At 70.1% G+C, this 22,457-nt stretch carries 16 protein-coding genes; 7 read left to right on the forward strand and 9 right to left on the reverse strand.

Going from position 1 to position 22,457, the window contains the following annotated elements:
• The first annotated feature begins 161 nt into the window (after nucleotides 1–161).
• Entirely contained in the window at nucleotides 162–2,081 is a 1,920-nt protein-coding gene (locus A5680_RS17055; protein ID WP_067821373.1) for an MFS transporter, read from the forward strand.
• Between the two features lie 10 nt (nucleotides 2,082–2,091).
• Here A5680_RS17055 and A5680_RS17060 read toward each other — a convergent pair whose 3' ends face one another.
• Together A5680_RS17060 and A5680_RS17065 are read right to left on the reverse strand one after the other, a co-directional pair.
• The gene (locus A5680_RS17060) at nucleotides 2,092–5,499 is read right to left on the reverse strand and encodes a TM0106 family RecB-like putative nuclease (protein WP_067821376.1); all 3,408 of its coding nucleotides are present in this window, start codon (nucleotides 5,497–5,499) and stop codon (nucleotides 2,092–2,094) included.
• A gap of 44 nt (nucleotides 5,500–5,543) precedes the next feature.
• Nucleotides 5,544–6,140, reverse strand: coding sequence for an LppP/LprE family lipoprotein (locus A5680_RS17065; RefSeq protein ID WP_055403709.1), 597 nt, complete (start codon nucleotides 6,138–6,140; stop codon nucleotides 5,544–5,546).
• Nucleotides 6,141–6,351: 211 nt separating this feature from the next.
• Here A5680_RS17065 and A5680_RS17070 point away from each other — a divergent pair, with 211 nt between their 5' ends.
• Both A5680_RS17070 and A5680_RS17075 read left to right on the forward strand, forming a co-directional pair.
• Nucleotides 6,352–8,052 carry a DEAD/DEAH box helicase gene (locus A5680_RS17070; protein WP_067821379.1) on the forward strand — a complete coding sequence of 567 codons (1,701 nt, stop codon included), beginning with the start codon at nucleotides 6,352–6,354 and terminating at the stop codon, nucleotides 8,050–8,052.
• Nucleotides 8,049–9,188 (forward strand): acyltransferase, encoded by a 1,140-nt coding sequence (locus A5680_RS17075; RefSeq protein ID WP_067821382.1) that lies wholly within the window; start codon nucleotides 8,049–8,051, stop codon nucleotides 9,186–9,188. The genes A5680_RS17070 and A5680_RS17075 overlap by 4 nt, the downstream gene beginning before the upstream one ends.
• A 13-nt stretch (nucleotides 9,189–9,201) precedes the next feature.
• Here A5680_RS17075 and A5680_RS17080 read toward each other — a convergent pair whose 3' ends face one another.
• The 3 genes from A5680_RS17080 to A5680_RS17090 all read right to left on the reverse strand — a co-directional run bounded on the left by A5680_RS17080 (nucleotide 9,202) and on the right by A5680_RS17090 (nucleotide 12,474).
• Nucleotides 9,202–9,783, reverse strand: coding sequence for a TetR/AcrR family transcriptional regulator (locus A5680_RS17080; RefSeq protein ID WP_156675151.1), 582 nt, complete (start codon nucleotides 9,781–9,783; stop codon nucleotides 9,202–9,204).
• Nucleotides 9,780–11,021 carry a cytochrome P450 gene (locus tag A5680_RS17085; RefSeq protein ID WP_197499802.1) on the reverse strand — a complete coding sequence of 414 codons (1,242 nt, stop codon included), beginning with the start codon at nucleotides 11,019–11,021 and terminating at the stop codon, nucleotides 9,780–9,782. The genes A5680_RS17080 and A5680_RS17085 overlap by 4 nt, the downstream gene beginning before the upstream one ends.
• An 85-nt stretch (nucleotides 11,022–11,106) precedes the next feature.
• Nucleotides 11,107–12,474: an FAD-binding oxidoreductase gene (locus A5680_RS17090; RefSeq protein WP_067821390.1), complete on the reverse strand. Its 1,368-nt coding sequence runs from the start codon at nucleotides 12,472–12,474 to the stop codon at nucleotides 11,107–11,109.
• A 58-nt stretch (nucleotides 12,475–12,532) separates the two neighbouring features.
• Between A5680_RS17090 and A5680_RS26065 the strand changes: the two genes are divergently transcribed.
• A complete protein-coding gene (locus tag A5680_RS26065; protein WP_067821393.1) occupies nucleotides 12,533–13,129 on the forward strand; it encodes an SHOCT domain-containing protein in 597 nt (198 codons plus the stop codon).
• 4 nt (nucleotides 13,130–13,133) lie between these two features.
• Here the strand turns inward: A5680_RS26065 and A5680_RS17100 are convergent, their stop codons facing one another.
• Nucleotides 13,134–14,375 (reverse strand): MFS transporter, encoded by a 1,242-nt coding sequence (locus tag A5680_RS17100; RefSeq protein WP_055403716.1) that lies wholly within the window; start codon nucleotides 14,373–14,375, stop codon nucleotides 13,134–13,136.
• A gap of 62 nt (nucleotides 14,376–14,437) precedes the next feature.
• Here A5680_RS17100 and A5680_RS17105 point away from each other — a divergent pair, with 62 nt between their 5' ends.
• From A5680_RS17105 to A5680_RS17115, 3 genes are all read left to right on the forward strand, one after another.
• The gene (locus A5680_RS17105) at nucleotides 14,438–15,265 is read left to right on the forward strand and encodes a uracil-DNA glycosylase (protein WP_055403724.1); all 828 of its coding nucleotides are present in this window, start codon (nucleotides 14,438–14,440) and stop codon (nucleotides 15,263–15,265) included.
• A complete protein-coding gene (locus A5680_RS17110) occupies nucleotides 15,262–16,380 on the forward strand; it encodes an FAD-binding protein (RefSeq protein ID WP_067821397.1) in 1,119 nt (372 codons plus the stop codon). Before A5680_RS17105 ends, A5680_RS17110 begins: the two co-directional genes overlap by 4 nt.
• A gap of 118 nt (nucleotides 16,381–16,498) precedes the next feature.
• Entirely contained in the window at nucleotides 16,499–17,530 is a 1,032-nt protein-coding gene (locus A5680_RS17115) for an LLM class flavin-dependent oxidoreductase (RefSeq protein WP_055403718.1), read from the forward strand.
• On the opposite strand, the gene A5680_RS17120 is transcribed toward A5680_RS17115, so the two are convergent.
• From A5680_RS17120 to A5680_RS17130, 3 genes are all read right to left on the reverse strand, one after another.
• Nucleotides 17,527–21,450, reverse strand: a complete 3,924-nt coding sequence (locus tag A5680_RS17120; protein WP_082970401.1) for a bifunctional diguanylate cyclase/phosphodiesterase — start codon at nucleotides 21,448–21,450, stop codon at nucleotides 17,527–17,529. The two genes, A5680_RS17115 and A5680_RS17120, sit on opposite strands and share 4 nt — an antisense overlap.
• An 84-nt stretch (nucleotides 21,451–21,534) precedes the next feature.
• The gene (locus A5680_RS17125; protein ID WP_067821400.1) at nucleotides 21,535–21,981 is read right to left on the reverse strand and encodes a nitroreductase family deazaflavin-dependent oxidoreductase; all 447 of its coding nucleotides are present in this window, start codon (nucleotides 21,979–21,981) and stop codon (nucleotides 21,535–21,537) included.
• Between the two features lie 10 nt (nucleotides 21,982–21,991).
• On the reverse strand, nucleotides 21,992–22,420 hold the full coding sequence (locus A5680_RS17130; protein WP_067821438.1) for an HIT family protein: 429 nt from the start codon (nucleotides 22,418–22,420) through the stop codon (nucleotides 21,992–21,994).
• Nucleotides 22,421–22,457 lie beyond the last annotated feature (37 nt).

Raw genomic sequence — 22,457 nt, forward strand, 5'->3', positions numbered from 1 at the left:
GCCGCGCAACGCCGACCGAACATCAAACCTTCCCCGGTGCGCCCCGGATGGAATCCGTGGCTGCCCCGAAGTGCCCCAGCGGCAATAATGCAGGCTGGATGTCTGTGGCGGCCCGGGCCGGTCGAAGCGGGCATCGTCGGGAGCTGAAACGAGGTGGGTAGATGACCACGGCGACGCCTTCGTCGCCCGGGGGGACCGGGCGCGCGGCGCCCAACCCAGCCCACCTCACCAAGCGCTGGAACTTCCTCACCCAGAATTCGCCGCACTCCCAGCGGCCCTGGAACGCGCTTTGGGCGATGATGATCGGCTTCTTCATGATCATGGTCGACTCGACCATCGTCGCCGTCGCAAACCCGACGATCATGACCAAGTTGCACATCGGCTACGACACGGTGATCTGGGTGACCAGCGCCTACCTGCTGGGTTATGCGGTCGTGCTGCTGGTGGCCGGGCGGCTCGGCGACCGATTCGGCACCAAGAACATGTACCTGATCGGCCTGGTGGTGTTCACCGTCGCCTCGGTGTGGTGCGGGCTGTCGGGCAGCGCCGCCATGCTGATCGCCGCCCGGGTCGTGCAGGGCGTGGGCGCGGGGGTGCTCACGCCGCAGACCCTGTCGACGATCACCCGGATCTTCCCGCCGGAGCGGCGCGGCGTGGCGGTGAGCCTGTGGGGCGCCACCGCCGGCGTCGCCAGCCTGGTCGGCCCGCTGGCCGGCGGCGTGCTGGTCGACGGGCTGGGCTGGCAGTGGATCTTCTTCGTCAACGTCCCCATCGGCGTGCTGGGGCTCGCGCTGGCCTACTGGCTGGTCCCGGTGCTGCCCACCCAGTCGCACCGGTTCGACCTGGCGGGGGTGGCGCTGTCGGGTGCGGGGATGTTCCTCATCGTGTTCGGGCTGCAGCAGGGCCAGGCCGCGCATTGGCAACCCTGGATCTGGGCGATGATCGTCGCCGGCATCGGGTTCATGACGGTGTTCGTGTTCTGGCAGTCGATGAACACCGACGAGCCGCTGATTCCCCTGGCGATCTTTCGTGACCGCGACTTCGGGCTGTGCAACGTCGGGGTGGCGATCATCTCCTTCGCCGCGACGGCGATGATGCTGCCGCTGACGTTCTACGCGCAGGCCGTGTGCGGGCTGTCGCCGACCCGCTCGGCCTTGCTGATCGCGCCGATGGCGATCGCCAACGGCGTGTTCGCGCCGTTCGTCGGCAGGATGGTCGACAAATATCATCCGCGGCCGGTCCTGGGCTTCGGCTTCTCGGTGCTGGCGATCGCCCTGACCTGGCTGGCCTTCGAGATGTCGCCGGCCACGCCGATCTGGCGGCTGGTGCTGCCGTTCTTCGCGACGGGCGTCGGCATGGCGTTCGTGTGGTCGCCGCTGACCGCCACCGCCACCCGGAATCTGCCGCCGCGCCTGGCCGGCGCGGGATCGGCCGTCTACAACTCCGTTCGCCAGCTCGGCGCGGTGCTCGGCAGCGCGGGCATGGCCGCGTTCATGACGTCGCGCATCGGTGCCGAGATGCCGGCGCAGCCGGTATCCGGGGGCGAGGAGACGCCCAGCCTGCAGCTGCCCGAGTTCCTGCGCGACCCGTTCGCGTCCGCCATGTCGCAATCGGTGCTGCTGCCGGCCTTCATCGCGCTCCTCGGCATCATCGCCGCGCTATTCCTGCTCGGCTTCGCGCGATCGGCCGTGGCCGGTGACCCGCACGGGGCCACCGACGTGGTGGACGACGACTACGACGACGACGAGTACGTCGAATTCATCCTCCTGCGCGAGCCCGAGGCGACCCCCGCGGCTGGGCGCCGAAGCGGCGCCCCGCCGCCGGCCGATCCGCGCCAGCGCCCGGCCCCCGCACGGCGGGGTCCGCGGGCGGTCCCGCTTCGGCCGAGCGAACCAATCGGGTTCGCGCACAACGGCTCTCACGCAGACGGGCGGCAGCGCTTGCGTCCCGTCACCGAGCTCTCGGCGCGCGCCTACCGGCCCGCACCGCCACCGCAACGGCCGAACGGCCTGCCGCGAGGCCCCCGTCGCGATGCCGACGACGAGCCGACCGGTTACGGTCGGCACTCGGCGGGCGGCTAGCGGCCGGTCGTCACGCCGGCTCCGTCAGCGCCAGGAATGCGCCCAGGTCGACCAGGCCCGCCGGCGTGCTGGGCAGGTACTCGGTCAGCGACGCCGACCGCACGATGACCGCCGCGTACTGGGCCCGGCTGATGGCCACGTTGAGCCGATTCCTGTTGAGCAGGAACGAGATTCCCCGCGGCACCACGTCCGCGGAGGAGGCGGTCATCGAGACGAACACCACCGGTGCCTGCCCGCCCTGGAACTTGTCCACGGTGCCGACCCGGACCCCGCCGAGGCCCGCAGCGGCCAACCGTTGGCGCAGGAGTGCCACCTGCGCGTTGTAGGGCGCCAGCACCAACACGTCGGAGGCACTCAGCGGTCGCGTGCCGTGTTCGTCGGTCCAGGGCGCGCCGAGCAGCCGCCCGACCTCGGCGGCGATCGCGTCGGCCTCCTGCGGGCTCTCCGTCGAATTGCCGTGGTGCGCAACGGTCAGCGTGCGCACGCCGGGCGGGTATCCGGCGAGGCGCCGGGCCGCGGTGCAGTCGTGGGATTGCAGCCTGCCTTCATACGACAGCGCGGAGACCGCGGCGCAGACCGCGGGATGCATGCGGTACGAACAGTGCAGGAAGTAGCCGCGCTCGTCCGGCAGGGTACGCCGACGCTCGACCAGCCAGTCGAGCGCGGAGGTGTCGACCGGGTCGGGGTGGGTGCCCTGGCTCACCTGCGGCAGCTGCTGGGGGTCGCCGAGCAGCAGCAGATTGGCCGCCGACGGCGCCACGGCGACGGTGTTGGCCAGACAGAATTGGCCGGCCTCGTCGATCACCAGCAGGTCCAGGGCGCCCGGCGGCACTCGGTTGGCGTTGGCGAAATCCCATGCCGTGCCGCCTACTACGCAGCCCGGGGTGCCGGCGATGAACGTGCCGTAGGCGTTGCCGTCGATTTCCTGCCAGCGTGGGGCGCTGTGGTCGTTGCGCTTCTTGGCGACCCGCGCCGGGTCCAGCCCGGCGTCGATCACGCAGTCCAGCAGGTTCTCCACCGTGGCGTGCGATTGCGCGACCACGCCGACGCGCCAGCCGTGATCGGTGGTCAGCCGCCCGATCACGCGCGCGGCGGTGTGCGTCTTCCCGGTCCCCGGCGGCCCGTGCACCGCCAGGTACGACGAGTCCAGGTCCAGCACCGCGGCCGTGATGTCGGTGACGGTGTCGGAGCCTCGCGGCAGGGCGGAGCCGCTTCGCGTGCGGGGCGCGCGGCGCAGCAGGATGTCGAGCACGGCGCTGTGGGGTAGCCGAGGCAGGCCGGCCGCCACGGCGGCGGCGGTCGCCTCGATCGACTCCCGCAGCGCGGTCGTCGGAATCGGCGGGCCCGGGGTGAGCGCGAACGGCAGCTGGTGAAACGTCTTGCCGTCGTTGCCCACCCGTTCGACGATGGTCACCTCGGTGGGCAGCGCCGGATCGTCGGCCTCGATCACGGTGGCGCGTCCGGCCGCCCGGCGGTCGGGATTGTCGGCCATGCCGGGCGGGGCCGGCGGGTCGTAGAGCGCGAAGACGTCGGCCGTCAGCTCGCCGCGTGCCAGCTCGCCGCGCAGCCGCACCCGCCGCTGCGGCTTGCGCGCGCGGGGCGGTGTGTTCCAGTCGACGCTGACCGACGCGTGCTCGGCGAGGAAGACGTCGGTGTCGTCCGCCCATTCCTCGATGGGGAAGTTCAGTCGGTCAAAGTGCGCCCACCAGAACGGCTTATCCTCGCGCCGGTGGTATCCGCGCGCCGCGGCCAGGAGCGCGACCGCCGTCTGTTCGGGCGTGCGCTCACCCACCGCGGCATCGCCGGTGAACGCCGACAGGGTCACCGCCAGCCGGTCGCGGTCCTCGACGCTGTTGCCGTCCCGCACGGGCTGGGCGCCGATCGGCACGACGCCGGATTCGTAGGCGCGCAACATCAACCAGTTGCGCAGTTCCTGCGTCGAGCGGCAGTCGTAGTGGTTGTAGTCCTCGATCTCCTTGAGCACGGAGGCGGCCTCGTCGCAGCGGCCGTCCGCCCGCAGTTCGCAATAGCGGGCGTAGGAGGTGATCGAACCGGTGGCCGTGGTGACGTCGCCCGCCCGCAACTGCGCGCCCATGTAGAGCGGTTCGAGCGCCTTCAGGCTGAACGACTCCGCGCCCACTCGAATGCTCTTGCGCACCAAGGGGTAGAGGTCGACCAGCGTCCCGCTGCGCAGCAGCTCGTCGACCTGATCCTCACCGACGCCGTAGCGGCCGGCGAGCCGCAACAACGCCGTCTTCTCGTACGGCGCGTAGTGGTAGATGTGCATGTTCGGCCGGCGCTTGCGCCGCTTGGCCACCATCGCCAGGAAATCGGTCAGGGCCTTGCGTTCGTCCGCCCGGTCGTGCGCCCACAACGGGCGAAAGGCGCCGGCCGGCCCCGCTTCCAAAACGCCGAACAGGTATTCCAACCCCCATTCCCGCCCGTCGACGGTCCACAGCGGGTCGCCCTCGAAGTCGAAGAACAAGTCGCCCGGATCCGGCTCGGGGAGCAGCGTCAGCGGCTGCGGATCGACGATCTCGTAGTGCGGTGTTCCGGTTTCGCGTTGGCGGACTTGAAGTTTCGCTTGGGCGGTCAATTTGCCGAGCGCGCTCGGCGCCAGGTCTCCCACGGTGCCGGTGTGCCGGGCCAGCTCGGCCACCGTGACGATTCCGGCGTCGATCAGCTTGTCGCGCTGGGCCACTCGCATGCCGGCCACCAGCAACAGGTCATCGTGGGCCTGCAACTGCTCGGTGCACAGGGGGCAACGGAAACATGCGCCCACGCGCTCGTCGTCCCAGCGCACCGCGGCGCCGCCGGCGTGGTGCTCATCGAGGAGCCGCTGCAGCCGCGCGCGCTGGGAGCGGTAGACGGGAATTAGATCGTGCACGCGGTAGCGCGCGGCCGTGCCGTCGCCCAGGTGCAGTTCGGCCTCGGGCGCCACCGGGACACCCGAGGCGGCCAGCGCGTCGGCGTAGGCGGCCAGCTGCAACAACGCGGTGACGTTGGCCGAGCGGGCCAGCTTGGTGTCGACGACCCGGTAGCGCCCGTCGTCGCGCACCAGAAAGTCGGCGAAGCCGACGAAGCGCCCGTCGAACATGGCGGCCTGGTAGACGGCGGGCGCGCCGGCGGCGATGGCCTTCCGGGTCGCCTCGGCCGCCGCCGCGAGGCCGGCGGGCGTGTAGGCCGGGCGGCCGATGATCGCGAGCCCGTCGCCGTACTGGGCACGCAGCCGGTCCAATTCGCGTCGCTCGTGCTCGTTTCCGAGCATCGCGGTGCGGGCGAGAAGGTCGTCCTCGGCGGTGGCGGCGGACCCCCGGCCGAGCTTCGCGTCGAAATCCCGCAGCAGGGCGTACTCGCACCGCGCGGCGGCGGCGAGATCCGACGCGCTGTAGACGATGCAGTCGCCGGTGACGAACACAGCAGCAACTGTAGGGGAGGGGACCGACGCAAAGGCGGCTCCGGCTAGCGTCCCGGGGCGTTGCCGATCAGCTCGACGAAATTGCCGTTCCAGTGGAACCGGACGTCGGTGGTCAACCCGTTGATGCCGCTCGGGTAGGTCAGCGCCACCGTGTCGCCGGTGGTCTGCGCCGGGTCGACGCCGTTGAACCCGTAGGTGTCGGGCACCCCTTGCGGGATGAACTGCCCGAGATGGAACAGCACCGCGCGGGTCGTCGGGTTCACGGCGTTGGTGTTGGCCTTGATGATCACCGCGGACAGCTGGGCGCACTGGTTGTAGTTGCCGGCCAGTGGTTCCGGGTTCCAGGGTTGCTGGCTGCGCGGGTCGCGCGGCAACTCGGAGACCGCCTTGGCGATGACGGGCGACGCGAGGTTGACCGCGCACGGGTCGGCCGGCGCGGCGACGCTGCCGGGCGGTGCGGCGGCGGACGGCTGGGCCGGGGCGGTGATGGACGGGGTCTCGCTGGTCGTCGTGGCCTGCGGCGTCTTCGCGACGGTGGAGTCTCCCGAACCACAGGCGGTCAACGTCATGGCGATCAACGCGACGGCGGCCGAGCCGGTCAGTGGCTCGGTACGGCAAGGTAGCGACCACACATCGGGCACCGTACCGTCATCGCGCGCCCGGGTGTGCCAGGCATGGCCGGGCCTCGCGCAACTGTGCCGATGATCACCCGAGCCTGACCACTAGACCTCGATGGTGGTGACCCGCAGCGCTCGGCTCCGCCGAGCTCGCGGTCACCACTAGACCTCGATGGTGGTGACCCGCAGCGCTCGGCTCCGCCGAGCTCGCGGTCACCACTAGACTCCATGGACGATGAACCACCCGGACAGCTCGCCTGAGGCTGCCTCTACGACCTTTGCCGACCTGCAGATCCACCCCGCCGTCCTGCGGGCGATCGGCGACGTCGGCTACGAGTCGCCCACCGGCATCCAGGCCGCGACGATTCCGGCGCTGATGGCGGGCTCCGACGTCGTCGGGCTGGCGCAGACCGGCACCGGCAAGACGGCGGCGTTCGCCATCCCGATCCTGTCCAAGATCGACGTCACCAGCACCGCGACCCAGGCGCTGGTGTTGGCGCCCACCCGGGAGCTGGCGCTGCAGGTGGCCGAGGCGTTCAGCCGCTACGGGGCGCACCTGCCGAAGATCAACGTGCTGCCGATCTACGGCGGCTCGTCGTACAGCGTGCAACTGGCCGGGCTACGGCGCGGCGCCCAAGTCGTGGTCGGCACGCCCGGCCGGGTGATCGACCACCTCGAGCGCGGGACGCTGGACCTGTCCCGGGTGGACTACCTGGTGCTCGACGAGGCCGACGAGATGCTCACCATGGGTTTCGCCGAAGACGTCGAACGCATCCTGGCCGACACCCCGGAGTACAAACAGGTCGCCCTCTTCTCGGCGACCATGCCGCCGGCGATCCGCAAGCTCACCACCAAATACCTGCACGACCCGTTCGAGGTCACCACCAAGGCCAAAACCACCACGGCCGAGAACATTTCGCAGCGCTACATCCAGGTCGCCGGGCCGCGCAAGATGGACGCGCTGACCCGGGTGCTCGAAGTGGAACCGTTCGAGGCGATGATCGTCTTCGTGCGCACCAAGCAGGCCACCGAGGAGGTCGCCGAAAGGCTGCGCGCCCGAGGGTTTTCCGCGGCCGCCATCAACGGCGACATCCCGCAGGGCCAACGGGAGCGGACCATCGCCGCGCTGCGCGACGGCGGCATCGACATCCTGGTCGCCACCGACGTGGCCGCGCGCGGGCTGGACGTCGAGCGGATATCGCACGTGCTCAACTACGACATCCCGCACGACACCGAGTCCTACGTGCATCGCATCGGCCGCACGGGCCGGGCGGGGCGGTCGGGAGCCGCGCTGTTGTTCGTCTCTCCGCGAGAACGCCACCTGCTCAAGGCGATCGAGAAGGCGACGCGGCAGACGCTCACCGAGGCCGAGCTACCCACCGTCGAGGACGTCAACGCCCAACGAATGGCCAAGTTCGCCGATTCCATCACCGCGGCGCTGGGCCGCCCGGGCATCGACCTGTTCCGCAAGCTGGTCGAGGATTACGAACGCGAGCACGACGTGCCGCTGGCCGACATCGCCGCCGCGCTGGCGTTGCAGTCCCGCGACGGCGAAGAGTTCCTGATGGCGCCCGAGCCGCCGCGCGAGCGACGCGAGCGGCACACCGAACGCCGGGAGCGTACCGAAAGGCCAAGGCAGGACCGGTCTTTCGCCACCTACCGCATCGCGGTGGGCAAGCGCCACAAGATCGGCCCTGGCGCGATCGTGGGCGCCATCGCGAACGAGGGCGGCCTGCATCGCAGCGATTTCGGCCACATCGCGATCGGGCCCGACTTCTCGCTGGTGGAATTGCCGGCCAAGCTGGGAAAGTCGACGCTGAAAAAGCTCGAGCACACCCGCATCTCGGGGGTGCTGATCAACCTCCAGCCGGACCGGTCTTCGACCAAGCCCCGCGGCCGGGACGGTGGGAAGCCGCGCAGGAAACACACCGGATGACCCTGTCCGAAGAGCAGGACGCCCAGGGCGGACTCGAGCAGACCGCACACGTCGACCGCGTCGCGGCGCTGACCGGCATCCGCGCCGTCGCGGCCCTCCTCGTCGTCGGCACCCACGCGGCCTACACCACCGGCAAGTACACGCACGGGTATTGGGGGCTGGTGGGTTCCCGGATGGAGATCGGGGTGCCGATCTTCTTCGTGCTGTCCGGCTTCCTGCTGTTCCGTCCGTGGGTGAAGTCCGCGGCCACGGGCGCGCCGGGGCCGTCGGTGAATCGCTATGCGTGGCACCGGGTTCGGCGGATCATGCCGGCCTACGTCATCACGGTGCTGTTCGCCTACGTGCTGTATCACTTCCGCGAAGCGGGACCCAACCCGGGGCACACGTGGCTGGGCCTGGCGCGCAACCTGACGCTGACGCAGATCTACTGCAACGGCTACCTGGGCAAGTATCTGCATCAGGGCCTGACCCAGATGTGGAGCCTCGCGGTGGAAGCGTCCTTCTACGTGATCCTTCCGGTGTTGGCCTACGTGCTGTTGGTGTGGGTCTGCCGGCGGCAATGGCAGCCGAGACTGCTGCTCGGCGCGCTGGCCGCGATGACGCTGATCAGCCCGGCCTGGCTGGTGCTCGTACACACCGACCACTGGTTTCCCGACGGCGCACGGCTGTGGCTGCCCACCTACCTGGCCTGGTTCCTCGCCGGGATGCTGCTGGCGGTGCTGCAGGCGATGAACGTGCGCGGGTACGCCTTCGTGGCCATACCGCTGGCCATCGTCTGCTACTTCATCGTGTCGACTCCGATCGCCGGCGCGCCCACCACATCGCCGGCCACGCTGAGCGAGGCCTTGTTCAAAACCTGCTTCTACGCGGTGATCGCCGCGCTCGCGGTGGCGCCGCTGGCGTTGGGCGATCAGGGCTGGTACTACCGGCTGCTGGCCACCCGGCCGATGGTGTGGCTGGGGGAGATCTCCTACGAGATCTTCCTGATCCACCTGATCACCATGGAATTCGCGATGGTCTACATCGTGCGCGCGCACGTCTACACCGGCCCGATGCTGAACCTGTTCCTCGCGACGCTGGTGCTGACCATCCCGCTGGCCTGGCTGCTGCACCGCTTCACCCGCGTGCGGACCTGAGCCGACGCGGCGCCTACCGACGGGCGGAAACCGGCGTCACGATCGGGACGACGAACTCCTCGATCATCGCCCGCTCGTCGGCCTCGTCACGGCCCGGGAACTGCAGCAGCGAGGTGATCACGCGCACCACCCAGCGCGCCCGGCGCTCCACGGCGGCCGGGTCTTCGGGCCCGAGCGAGCCGACGAACGCGGCCGCCAGGGCGGTGATCACCTCGGACTGCCCGGCCACCTCGGCGCCGATCGGCGGCCGGGTGACGGCGAACCACGCCGCCAGCGCGCGGCTGTCGCGCACCATCCGCAGCGTGGCGGTGATGCTGGCGACCAGCCGCTCGCGCGGATCGTCGACGCCGTCGATCTGCTCCTTGATCGCGCGGCTGAGCCGACGCGTTTCCCGGTGCACGTAGGCGGTCCGCAGCGCCTCGCGGTTCTCGAAGTACCGGTACAGCGTCGCGCGGGAACACCCTGCCGCCCTGGCGATTTCGTTCATGCCGATCGAGGCCTGGTCGCGCTCGGTGTAGAGCCGCTCGGCCGCGTCGAGTATCCGGTCGGCGGCCGCTTCGCTGCGGTGCGCGCCCAGCCAGTCGGTGGGCATCAGGACCGCACCCGGATCGGCACCGACAGCGGGCGCCGCACATAGCTTCCGCCCGACCAGACGATCGCGGACTCGTCGACCTCGTAATCCGGGCAGCGGGTGAGCAGTTCGGTCAGCGCGACCCGGGATTGCATCCGCGCCGCCGCGGCGCCCAGGCAATGGTGCGCGCCGTGGCTGAAGGTCAGGATGTTGCGGGGGCGGCGGGTGACGTCGAGTTCGCCGGCGTCCGGTCCATATTGGCGCTCGTCCCGGTTGGCCGACCCATACAGCAGCAGCACCTTGCGGCCGGCGGGGATGGTGGTGTCGCCGATCGTCACGTCGCGGGTGGTCGTGCGGGCCAGCCCCTGCACCGGCGAGGTCAGCCGCAGCAGTTCCTCCACCGCGTCGGGGATCAGTCGCAGGTCGTCGGCAAGCAGCCGCCGCTGATCGGGGCGCTGGTGCAGCAAAGGCATTGAGCCGCCGAGCATTCCGGTGGTGGTGTCGTTACCGCCGGTCACCATGGTGAACGTGAACGCCAGCACAGACAGCGTGCCGGCGATGTCTCCGTCGGCGCCCACCCCGGCGGCGACCAGGTGCGAAATGGTGTCGTCCTCGGGCTCGGACCGACGGCGCTCGATCAGGCCGGTGAAGTAGGCCATCATCGACCCGACCGCGTCACCGACCGTTTCCAGCGCCCCGGCCAGGCCGCTGTCGCTGGTGTTCGCCGCGACGATCACGTCCGTCCACCAGTCGAATTGCGCCCGGTCGGCTTCGGGGACGCCGAGGTAGTGCGCCACCACCATCGAGGGCAGCGGCTTGAACAGCTCGGCGACGATGTCGCCCCCGCCGTTCGCGCGCAACCCCTCGATGCGCTCGACGACGAAGTCTCGGACCTTGGGCTCGACCGCCTCCACCTGTCGTGGCGTGAAGCCGCGTGAGACGAGTTTGCGAAATTCGGTGTGTACCGGGGGATCCTGCATCACAAACGGTGGGTTGTCTTGCAGGCCAATCATTTCCAGGTCGCCGTAGTTGACCGTCAGCCCCTGCGCGGAGGAGAAGGTCTCATGGTCGCGCGCCGCGGCCCACACGTCGGCGTGCCGGGACAGCACGTAGTAGTCGTGGCCGGGCCGGTTGGCCGGCACGACATGGTGCACCGGATCGTGGTCGCGCAGCGCGCGGTACATCGGCCAGGGGTTCGGCCACGTGTCGGCGGTGGCCAGCTCGAACGCGACGGGCGCGTGGTGAGACATAACCGCAGCCATGTCTCATTCGTACGACAACTTGCGCTGGATGTCAAACGGCCGGTCGCCAAGAGCCCGGCCCGCGGGCCTTCCAGCGCACCGGGAACTAGATGCCAGACCCCGGGTTGAGGATGCCCTGCGGGTCGAGGGCCTGCTTGATGCGCCGGTTGAGATCCATCACCTCGAGCCCGAGGTAGCCGGCCAGCCACGGCCGCTTGAGCCGGCCGACGCCGTGCTCGCCGGTGATCGTCCCGCCGAGCCCGACGGCGAGGTCCATGATCTCGCCGAAGGCGAGGTGGGCCCGCTCGGTCATCGCGGCATCCGCGGGGTCGTACACGATCAACGGGTGCGTGTTGCCGTCGCCGGCGTGCGCGATCACCGAGATCGTCAGGTCCCGCTCGGCGGCGATGCGAGCGATGCCGGTGACCAGCGCGCCCAGCGCCGGCAGCGGCACCCCGACATCCTCGAGGAGCAGCGACCCCTTCGCCTCCACCGCGGGGATGCAGAACCGGCGGGCGGCGACGAACGCCTCGCCCTCGTCGGGATCGTCGGTCGAAAACACCTCCGTCGCACCGCTTTCCGCGAACACCGCGGCCATGATGGCGGCATCCTCGCTGCCGGCCCGGCCGCGCTCGTCCGACCCGGCGACCAGCATGGCGGCCGCCCCGCGGTCCAGGTCCATGCGCAGGGTGTCCTCGACGGCGTTGATCGCCACCGAATCCATGAACTCCAGCATCGAGGGGCGCAGCCGCGCGGTGACCCCGAGCACCGCCTCGACCGCCGCCTCGACCGTGGCGAAGCCGGCCACCACGATGCTCGACGCGTTCTGCTTGGGCACCAGCCGCAGCGTGACCTCGGTGACAACGCCCAGCGTGCCCTCGCTGCCGACGAACAGCTTCGTGAGGCTAAGGCCTGCAACGTCTTTCAAGCGCGGGCCGCCCAGGCGCACCGCCGTGCCGTCGGCCAGCACCACCTGCATGCCCAGTACGTAGTCGGTGGTGACGCCGTACTTGACGCAACACAGGCCGCCGGCGTTGGTGGCGATGTTGCCGCCGATGCTGCAGATCTCGAACGACGACGGATCGGGCGGATACCACAGGCCGTGCTCGGCGACCGCCTGCTTCACCTCCGCGTTGAACAGCCCGGGCTGGCACACCGCGGTGCGGGTCACCGGGTCGACGGTGATGTCGCGCATCTTCTCCGTCGACAGCACGATGCCGTTGTCCAGCGCGGTGGCCCCGCCGGACAGGCCGCTGCCGGCGCCCCGGGTCACCACCGGGACCCCGTGCGCGGACGCCCAGCGCAACACGGTCTGCACGTCCTCGGTGCGCCGCGGCCGCACCACCGCCAGCGGTTTGCCGGCCGACGGATCGAAGGCGCGGTCCTGGCGGTAGCCCTCGGTCACGGCCGGGTCGGTGACGACCATCCCGTCGGGCAGGCCGGCGATCAGCTCGGCCAGGACGTCAGCACTCACGACCCGATCCTACGGGCCCGTCCGCGCTGTACAGTTGACCGATCCTGGAAGGGGCACGGTGTTCGGACGCAAAGATCTCAGCAAAGTCGGCACCCGTGCGTTCGCGGACGTCCTGGCCGCCGAGCAGTCGGCGATCTCGGTCACCGTGGGCAACCCGAACCTGGTCAACAACACCGAGGTTCGCTGGAAGCTGCTGCTGCGGGTCACGCCCGAGGGCGAAGCGCCGTTCGAGGCCAGCGTCACCGCGCTGCTACCTCAGCTGAGCCCGCCGCGGCCGGGTCTGAGGCTGGCGGTGTTGTTCGACCCGAAGGACCACAGCCGCGTGCAGCTCGACCACCGGCCGGTCGCCACGGCCGACGCGGCCATCGACGCCGTGACGGCGGCCCGCCCCGACCTGGCGGGCGCCCAGGTCATGGGCATGCCGATGACCGACGTCATCCGCCGAGCCATCGCCGACCCCACCGCCTTCCGCGACGAGATGATGCGCCGCGGCGCCGAGATGCAACAGCAGGCGCTCGGCGCGATGCAGGCGGCGCAGGCCCACCAGAGTGCGGACCCGGTCGATCGGCTCGAGAGGCTGGCCGCGCTGAAGGACCGCGGACTGCTCACCGACGAGGAATTCGAGCAGCAGAAGCGCAAGATCCTCGGCGAGTGACGGATCACCGCGGGGAATCCGCGGCGACTTCCGGCGCGCGGTCCAGCTCCCGCAGCGACGGCAGGCCGCAGGCGATGAGGCCGACCAGCAGGATCGGCACCGCCAACGCCAGGAACGTGGCCCGCAGCCCGGCGGCGTCGGCCAGCGGACCCGCCACCAGCAACCCCAGCGGCCCGGCGGCGTACATCAGGCCGGTCATCACGCCCACCACCCGGCCGCGCAGATGCTGCGGGGCCCGGGTCTGCATGACGTAGTTGTAGATGGGCTGGATCGGCCCGTAGACCAGGCCAGTGACCCCGCAGAGCACCAGGATGACCGGCAACGGCGGCAGGAACGCGATGCCGACCGTCGCCGCGCCGAAGGTCAGCGTCGCGGTCAGCACCGCCGTGCGTCGCCGGGTGTGTTTCGACAGTGCCGCGTAGCCGAGCGCGCCCGCCACGCCGCCGACCCCGAGCGCCATCAGCGCCCACCCCAGCTGCGCCGGTTGGTGGTGGTCGGAAAAGTACTTGGGAAACAGCACGCTTTCCATCGGCAGGTACAGCGCGGTCACGACCAGGTCGATCAGGCCCAGTGTGCGCAGCACTCGCAGGTTCCAGACGAATCGCAGGCCCTCGGCGATGCCGGACACCAACCCCTCGGGTCGGGTCGCGTGGTGTGGCCTGCCGGCGCCCTCGAGCCGCAGCACCGCGACCGCCAGGAAGGACAGCCCGAACAGCCCGGCGGTCACCCACATCGTGTTGATGCCGCCCACCGTGGCGATCATCAGACCGCCGATGCCCGGGCCGACGATGTACGCGAGGTTGAGAATCGCCTCGTAGATGCTGTTGGTGCGGTCCAGTGACCAGCCGGCGCGGGCGGCGGCCTCCGGCAGCATCGACTGGCGCGCCGTCGTGCCGGCCGGGTCGAAAGCGGCGGCGAGAAACGCCAGCACGGCCAGCTCGACCAGGTTGATCGCGGCCGACCCGAAAAACCAGGCGGTCAGCGGCACGGCGGCCACCGCCGCGCAGGACAGCGCATCGGAGACCAGCGAGACCCGGCGGCGCCCGAAGTAGTCCACCGCGGTCCCGGCGACCAGCGTGGCGACCACCAGCGGGAGCGTCATGCAGGCGGCCACGATCGACGCGTCCTTGGCGCTGTCGTGGTGCTGCAGCGCCAGCCACGGGAACGCGACGATCGAGATGCCGGTACCCGCAGTCGCCGTCAACGTGGCGAACAGGATGAGGAACGTCGGGCCGCCGCTTTTCATGGGATATCGCGGCTGAATCTAGCGCCAAGGCGGTATTGGCGGCGACCGATTTTTTCCGGCTACTGCAGGATGTTCATGTGCTCGCCCACCCTCGTACCGGTCAGGCCTTCGATTCCCCGGTGGTTCCCGGCAGCGGATGGCCGGGGGATCCGGCCACCCCGCGGACCCCGGTGGCGGCCGACGCGGCACAGGTCGCCGCGCTGGCGCCGCACGTGGCGTCGATCGCCGAACTCGACGCCCTGATCAGCGTGTGCCGGGCCTGCCCGCGGCTGGTCGACTGGCGCGAGGACGTGGCCGTGCTGAAACGCCGCGCCTTCGCCGACCAGCCGTATTGGGGCCGGCCGGTGCCCGGCTGGGGGTCCGAGCGGCCCCGGCTGCTGATCGTGGGGCTGGCGCCCGCCGCGCACGGCGCCAACCGCACCGGGCGCATGTTCACCGGCGACCGGTCCGGCGACCAGCTCTACGCGGCGCTGTACCGGGCCGGGCTGGTGAACCAACCGACCAGCGTGGACGCTGCGGATGGGTTGCGGGCCAACGGGGTTCGCATCGCGGCGCCGGTGCGGTGCGCGCCCCCGGCCAACGCCCCGACGCCGGCGGAGCGGGACACCTGCTGGCCCTGGCTGGAGGCCGAATGGCGGCTGGTGGCCGAGCACGTGCGGACGATCGTCGCGTTGGGCGGCTTCGCCTGGCAAATCGCGCTGCGGCTGCCGGGCGCGACCGCGATGCGCAAGCCGCGGTTCGGCCACGGGGTGGTGGCGCAATTCGCGCCCGGTGTGCGGCTCCTCGGCTGCTACCACCCCAGCCAGCAAAACATGTTTACCGGTAGGTTGACACCAGCAATGCTCGACGACGTGTTCCGCGACGCAAAGAGGCTGGCAGGTATCAAGTGACCGACGTTCTGATTTCCGGCGCCAGTGTGGCCGGTGCGACGGCGGCTTATTGGCTTGGACGGCATGGCTATTCGGTCACCGTGGTGGAGCGCCACGCCGGGCCGCGGCCGGGCGGTCAGGCGATCGACGTGCGCGGGCCCGCGCTGGGGGTGCTGGAACGCATGGGCCTGCTGGCCGCCGCCCAGAAGCGCAAGACGCAAATTCGGGGCGCTTCCGTCGTCGACCGCGACGGCAACGAACTGTCCCGCGACACGGAGTCCACCCCTACCGGAGGGCTCATCGACAACCCCGATATCGAGCTGCTGCGGGATGATCTGGTCGAATTGCTTTACGGCGCAAGCCAATGGACGGCCGAATACATCTTCGACGACACCATCACGGGTTTGGACGACGACGGCGAGGCCGTCAACGTCACCTTCGAACGCGCCCCCGCGCGCAGCTTCGGCTTGGTCATCGGCGCCGACGGATTGCACTCCAACGTGCGCCGGTTGGTGTTCGGCCCCGAGGAGCAGTTCATCGAGCGGCTGGGCACTCACGCGGCGATCTTCACGGTGCCCAATTTCCTCGACCTGGACCACTGGCAAACCTGGCACTACGGAGACGCCACCATGGCCGGGATCTACAGCGCCCGCAACAACACCGAGGCGCGGGCCATGCTCGGCTTCATGGACGCCGACCTGCGGATCGACTACCGCGACACCGCGGCGCAGTTCGCCGAGCTGGAACGGCGGATGGCCGACGACGGGTGGGTGCGTCCCCAGCTGCTGGAATACATGCGCAGCGCCCTCGATTTCTACTTCGACGAGATGTCGCAGATCAAAATGGATCGCTGGTCCAAGGGCAGGGTCGCGCTGGTCGGCGACGCCGGATACTGCTGCTCGCCGTTGTCGGGCCAGGGCACCAGCGTCGCCCTGCTGGGCGCCTACATTCTCGCCGGCGAGCTGGCGGCCGCGGGTGACGACTACGAACTCGGGTTCGCCAACTACCACAAGGAGTTCAACGACTACGTCAAGCGCAACCAGTGGCTGGTGGTCGACAACATCCCGGGCGGGGCGCCGATACCGCAGGAGGTCTTCGACCGCATCGTCAGCTCGATAACCCTCAAGGACTACTGACCGCCCTTCGGCCGAGCAGACGCAAAATCACCCGCCACGCCGCGCGGGCGTGCGATTTTGTGTCTGCTCGCGCCACCGAGCCGGGAACGTTCGCGAGCCGAAGGGCGTTGACGCCAACGTGCGACTTTCCGTCCTTGATCTGGTCCCGGTGCGCACGGACCAGACGACCGCCGACGCGCTCGCGGCGACCGTGCAGCTGGCGCAGGCCGCGGATCGGCTGGGTTTCACGCGGTACTGGGTCGCCGAGCACCACAACATGCCGTCCGTCGGCGCCACCAGCCCGCCGGTGCTGATCGCCTACCTGGCCGCGCAGACCACGCAGCTGCGGCTCGGGTCCGGCGGTGTGATGCTGCCCAATCACGCGCCGCTGGCGGTGGCCGAGCAGTTCGCGCTGCTGGAAGCCGCCGCCCCCGGCCGCATCGACCTGGGCATCGGCCGGGCGCCCGGCTCCGACCCCGTCACGTCATACGCCTTGCGGGGGAGTCGCGGCGACGAAGACATCGAGCGCTTCCCCGATTACCTCGACGACGTCGCGGCGCTGATGAGCGCGCGCGGCGTGGTGGTGCCGCTGCGCTCGGGGGACTATCGGCTCAAGGCCACCCCAGCGGCGGCCGGCGAGCCGCGGCTGTGGCTGCTGGGCTCGTCGATGTACTCGGCGCACCTGGCCGCCGCCAAGGGGCTGCCGTATGTGTTCGCACATCACTTCTCCGGCAACGGAACCGAGGAAGCCCTCGAGGTCTACCGGTCCCGTTTCAAGCCGAGCGCCGTCGCGGCCGAGCCGGTGACATTCCTTACCGTCAACGCCGCCGTGGCCGAAACCCGGGACGAGGCAACGGCTTTGATGTTGCCGAACCTGCAGATCATGGCGAAGCTGCGCACCGGCCAGCCCCTCGGGCCGGTGCCGCTGGTCGAGGAGGCGCAAGGCGCGGAGCTGACGCCGCAGCAACAGCACATCGTGGAAAGCGGGCTGCGACGCGCGGTCCTGGGCACGCCGGCCGAGGCCGCCGAACAGCTGCGGGCCCTTGCGCAGAGGTTCGACGTCGACGAGGTGATGGTCAACCCGGTCGCCTCGGCTCGCCGCGGCACCGACCCGGCCACCGGGCCGGCGCGGGTGGCGACCCTGGAACTGCTGGCCAAGGAACTGTTCTAGTCCGTCACGGCGGACCGGTCGGGATCGACATCCTCGGCGGCCGCCATCCGGCCGGTGATCCAGCGCCGCAGCTCGTCCGGCGGCAGCGGCGGACTGTGCACGAAGCCCTGGGTGATGATGCGGCCGTAACGTCGCAGCGCGCGCAGCGTGGCCTCGTCCTCGACCCCCTCGGCGACCAGATCGGCGCCCAGGTTCTGCGCCAGGTCCACGGTGGACTCGACGATGGCGACCGATCGGGGGTCCTGCGCCAGCCGCGCCACGAATCGCCGGTCCAGCTTGAGCTCGTCGACCGACACGTCCTGCAGGCGGGCCAGCGACGACCATCCGGTGCCGTAGTCGTCCACCGAAATGCGAACCCCGAGAACCTGCAGGGCGGCGACGGTGTTGCGGGAGCGATCCGAGTCGACCAGGGCGCTCTCGGTGATCTCGATGATCAGTGCGTCGGCCGGCAAACCGTGAGTGCGCAGCAGCCGTTCGATGGTGACCGCGAGGTCGAGGTCGAGCAGGTTGGTCGTCGACAGGTTGACCGCGACCGCCAGCGGGATCCCCCCGTCGCGCCAGGAGCGAATCTGCTCGAGCGTGAGGTTGATGGTGCGGTTGGCGACCGTGCGCATCAGGCCGGCGCGTTCGGCGGTCGGCAGGAATTCCTCGGGCAACAGCAGGCCGCGGGTCGGGTGTTGCCAGCGCAGCAGCGCCTCGACGCTGTGAACGCTCCCGTCGGCCGCGTTGACCTTGGGCTGGTAATGCACCGTCAGTTGGTCGCCGTCGATCAGCGCGGCGCGCAGCTCGCGAACCAGGTTGGGATCGTGGTCGCGATCCATCTCGAAGGAGGACTCGTACACCGCGATCTTGCTGATCGCGGACTTGGCGTGCGGGATCGCCGCCTCGGCGCGATTCAACAGCTCCTGCGGATGGTCGCAATGGTCGGGGTACAGCGCGATCGCGATGCAGGCTTCGATCTGCACACTGATCGCGTCCAGCTCGAACGGGATGCTCATGCCTTCGAGCAGCCGGCCCGCCTGGCCGCGCGCGGCGGCCAGGTCCGACCCCTCGCCCAGCAGGATCGCGAATTCTTCGTCGCTCACCCGCGCGAGCAGATCGTCGCGACGGGCGTTGTGCGTGAGTCGGTTTGCGATGTGCCACAGCAGCTCGTCACCGAAGTGGCGGCCGACGGAGTCGTTGATCTCCCGGAGCCGGTGCAGGTTCAGCAACAGCAGCGCGCGGCGCGACGACGCCTTGCCCGGCGACGCCGACGCCGACAGCGCGGTCAGGGCGGTCGCCAGCGAGCGACGATTGGGCAGGGCGGTCAACTGGTCCGTCATGGCCTGCTTGTGGCTTTCGGCCAGCAGGCTGACGTCCCGGAAAGTCACCGAGAACCGCGCGGCGACCGCGACGAGGCTCAGCGCGGCCAGGGTCGAGGCGAGCCGCGAATTGTGCCCCAGGACCGCGACGCCTAGCGCGACGACGGTGCACGTCACCGGCACCGCGTAGGAGGCGAGGCCACGCCGTGGCGTCGGCGCCGCCGACGACCAGCGCGCCCAGCTGGCGATCGCCACCAGCAGCGACGACGCCGGCCAGAGCGCGTCCAGCGTGGTGCCCACCCGGTACGAGCCCGCCGAAGTCTCGAAGAGGTAGGCGGTGTCCGCGATCGCGAAACCCACCAGCCCGGCGACGAGGAAGGCCCAGCGAAATTCGTTGCGCCAGCCCAAAAGTGGCAGCATGCCGACGGCCAGGGCCAGCAGCACCAGATCACCCCACGGATAGACCAGACCCACCAGCACGGTCGCCGGCACCCGGGCCGCGTCGGCGTGCATGGGTCCGGCCCGCAGCGCCGCCCCCACGGCCGCCACGGCCAACGCGCAGACCAGGGAATCGAGGCGGATGGGCATCGGCACCCGTCGCAGGTGCGATCGCATCAGCAGCAAGATGCCGGCGAAGACGAACGGATAGAACGCCAGGTACTCCGGGTCCGCGACCGATGGGGATTTGCCGTTGGGCACCCACACCGCGTAGACGACGTCACCGAGCGCCGAAACTGCCATGCCGGCCGCGATCAGCGACCACGCGAGCCGGTCGGCCCTGAGTCGGTACGCGCGGACGGCGATCAGCGCGGCCGCCAGCAGGTTCAACGCCGAATACAGGGATTTGGCGAAGAAGACGCTGTGGCTGGCGTTCGGGAAGAGGAGGCTGGTCACGGTGAACGAGACGACACCAATTGCCAAGACGGCCAAGGCAATCCGGATCGGCGTCGGTGGCCACCGAATGCCGTCGATACCGTCGGGCGGTTGCGCCGGTCTTGGCGTCGCCACCTCGACGACCCGCCTGAGCGCCGGCTCGGTCCCGGCCTCCGCGAGCCCGGCCGCCCCCTCAGCCGGTTCGGTGTTCTGGGCCGTCGCGAACGAGTACGCGAGCGGAAGGTCGGGCACGAAGCTGCGAACGCATTGCCCGCCTTCGCGTTTCGCCGTGTACATGGCCAGGTCCGCGTGGCGCAGCAGTTGTTCGACGTTGCAGTCCGTCCCGGCGGCGGCCACCGTGAAGCCGACGCTGGGTCGCACCGGGATCGGGACGCCGTCGATCACGATCGGGCTGTCGAACGCCTTGAGCACTCGTTCCGCCGCGGCCTGCGACTCCTCGACGGAACCCTCCAACAGCGCGGCGAATTCGTCGCCGCCGAGGCGAGCGGTGACGCACTCGCCGTCCAGGACGGCGGTGAGCCGCCCGGCGACCTGAACCAGCAATTCGTCGCCGGCCGGATGGCCGAGGGCGTCGTTGACCGATTTGAAGTCGTCAAGGTCCAGGCTCAACACCCCGATGGGCGCGGGCTCCCGACTCCGGCGGGCGACGGCCTCTTCCAGCCGCTGCAGGAAATAGGCGCGATTGGCCAGACCCGTCAGGCTGTCGCGAAACGCCTCCCGCGCGACCTCGGCCAACAGGCTCTGGTTCTCCCTCAACACCACCAGCTGCCGCGCGAGCACCGCCGCCACCAGCACCCCGAGCGCGAACAGCAACGGCCCGTGCGCCATGTAGCCCACCGCGCGGCCCAAGCCGACCCCGGAGGCCAGCAGCAGGGGCAGGTAGGGCAACCACAGGCGGGTTCGCGACCGGATCTCCTCGGCGCGCGACGTCGGCAGCGGCGACTCATTGACGCTGGCCAGCGCGGCCATCGCGATCATTCCCAACCCGACGACCCGGCCCAGGTCGACCAGGTCGCTGACCTGATAGCTACCGATGCCCGTCTTGAAGACCATGGCGATGTCGGAGACGCTGATCGTCGCGACGCCGCCGGCCAGCAGGTTCCGGCTCGGGATGTCGCCGGAAACGCCCCGCGCCAGCAGCAGGATCGCCATGGTCAGCAGGACGACGTCGTTGAACACCTCGGCGACCGTCGTCACCCGCGACCCGGTGTCCTCGCTGAGCTGCTTGTCGAGCACGAACACCCACGAGACCACGAACAGTGACGTCGCCACGATCAGCCCGTCCAGCACCAGTCGCCGCGGGCTGTTGCGGGACACGCGCGACAACAGCACCAGAGCCGCGATGGCGCCGAACGGCCACAGCAGCAGCACGATCTCGGCGGCGGCGGGGTCCGTGGCGTGCGCGACCCTCGGCCGCACGTCGTAGACCGCCCAGATGACCTCCCCGACCGCCCAGCCCAGCAGGGCCGTCACCATCGCCAGCCAGCCGTACCGCTGCCGCCCGGTCGCGGCGCGCGCCGCGTAACCGGAGCACGCCGCCCCGAACAGCAAACAAATCGCGAGGGCGATTTCGTCGACCGGCCGGGTCGCGTACGCCCCCTCCCAGCCGGCGACGGAGGAGGCGACAACCAGCGCGGCCGCGAAACTGTACGTAGCGGCGTGCAGCCATCCGAGGCGCGCGGAAACCCCGAGCCGCCGCCAGGGATTTCCCGCCCAGGGTTTCATGCCCGCTCCAGCCGATCCCGCCGTGCGGTGAGCTAACTGTTCACCGCGTGCTAGTGGAGAATAAACCTCCACGCTGGCGTCGGGTCAGCGCCGCGTCAGGACCACGACCGGAATCGGCCGCGAGGTCTTGCTCTGGTAGGCCTTGTACCGGTCGCCGTTGTTCTTGTTGACGATCTGCCACAGCCGCGCGTAGTCGGGGTCGTCCGGCAGCACCGGCCGGGCCGTCACGGCGAAACGCTTGGGGCCGACGTTGATCTCGACGTCCGGATTCTTGCGCAGGTTGTGATACCAGCCGGGTGCGCGCGGGTCGCCCCCCTTGGACGCGACGATCAGGTAGTCGTCGCCGTCGCGGGCGTAGGTGAGCGCCGCCGTTCGGGCCTGGCCCGTCTTGGCGCCGACGGTGTGCAGCAGCAGGCTCGGTATCAACAGCATGCGGTGACCGATCCAACCGTTCGTCTTGCGATAAACGTTGTCGTGCAAACGCAGAATCTGGGGCAGTAACCCTTGCTCGACCCAGGACGGAAGCGCCATTCGCCCAGTATTACTGGCTGGCGTCGATGCGGGCCAGTGCCTCCCGCAGGATGCGCCCGGTGGCTTCGCGGTCGGGGTCGCGCCGCAGCAGCATCCCCTTGGCGACCGAGAGCTTGTCGCCGTTGCGGCGGGGCAGGACGTGCAGGTGGATGTGGAACACCGTCTGGAAGGCGGCGCTGCCGTCGTTGATGGCGATGTTGGTCGCGTCGGCCAGTTCGGTCGCGCGGGCGGCGCGGGCGATCCGTTGGCCGATGGTGACCATGCCGGCCAGCGTCTCCGGCGGCGTATCGGTCAGATCCACGCTGTGCCGTTTGGGGATCACCAGCGTGTGTCCGCGGGTGAAGGGGCGGATGTCGAGGATCGCCAGGAAGTCGTCGTCCTCGAAGATCCGGATGGCCGGGGCCTCCCCGGCGACGACCGCACAGAACACGCAGGACATGTCGCCCACGGTACTGGCTGGCCCGAAGCGGGGGATA

The organism is Mycobacterium sp. E2989, from assembly GCF_001667595.1.
Classification (GTDB): Bacteria; Actinomycetota; Actinomycetes; order Mycobacteriales; family Mycobacteriaceae; genus Mycobacterium.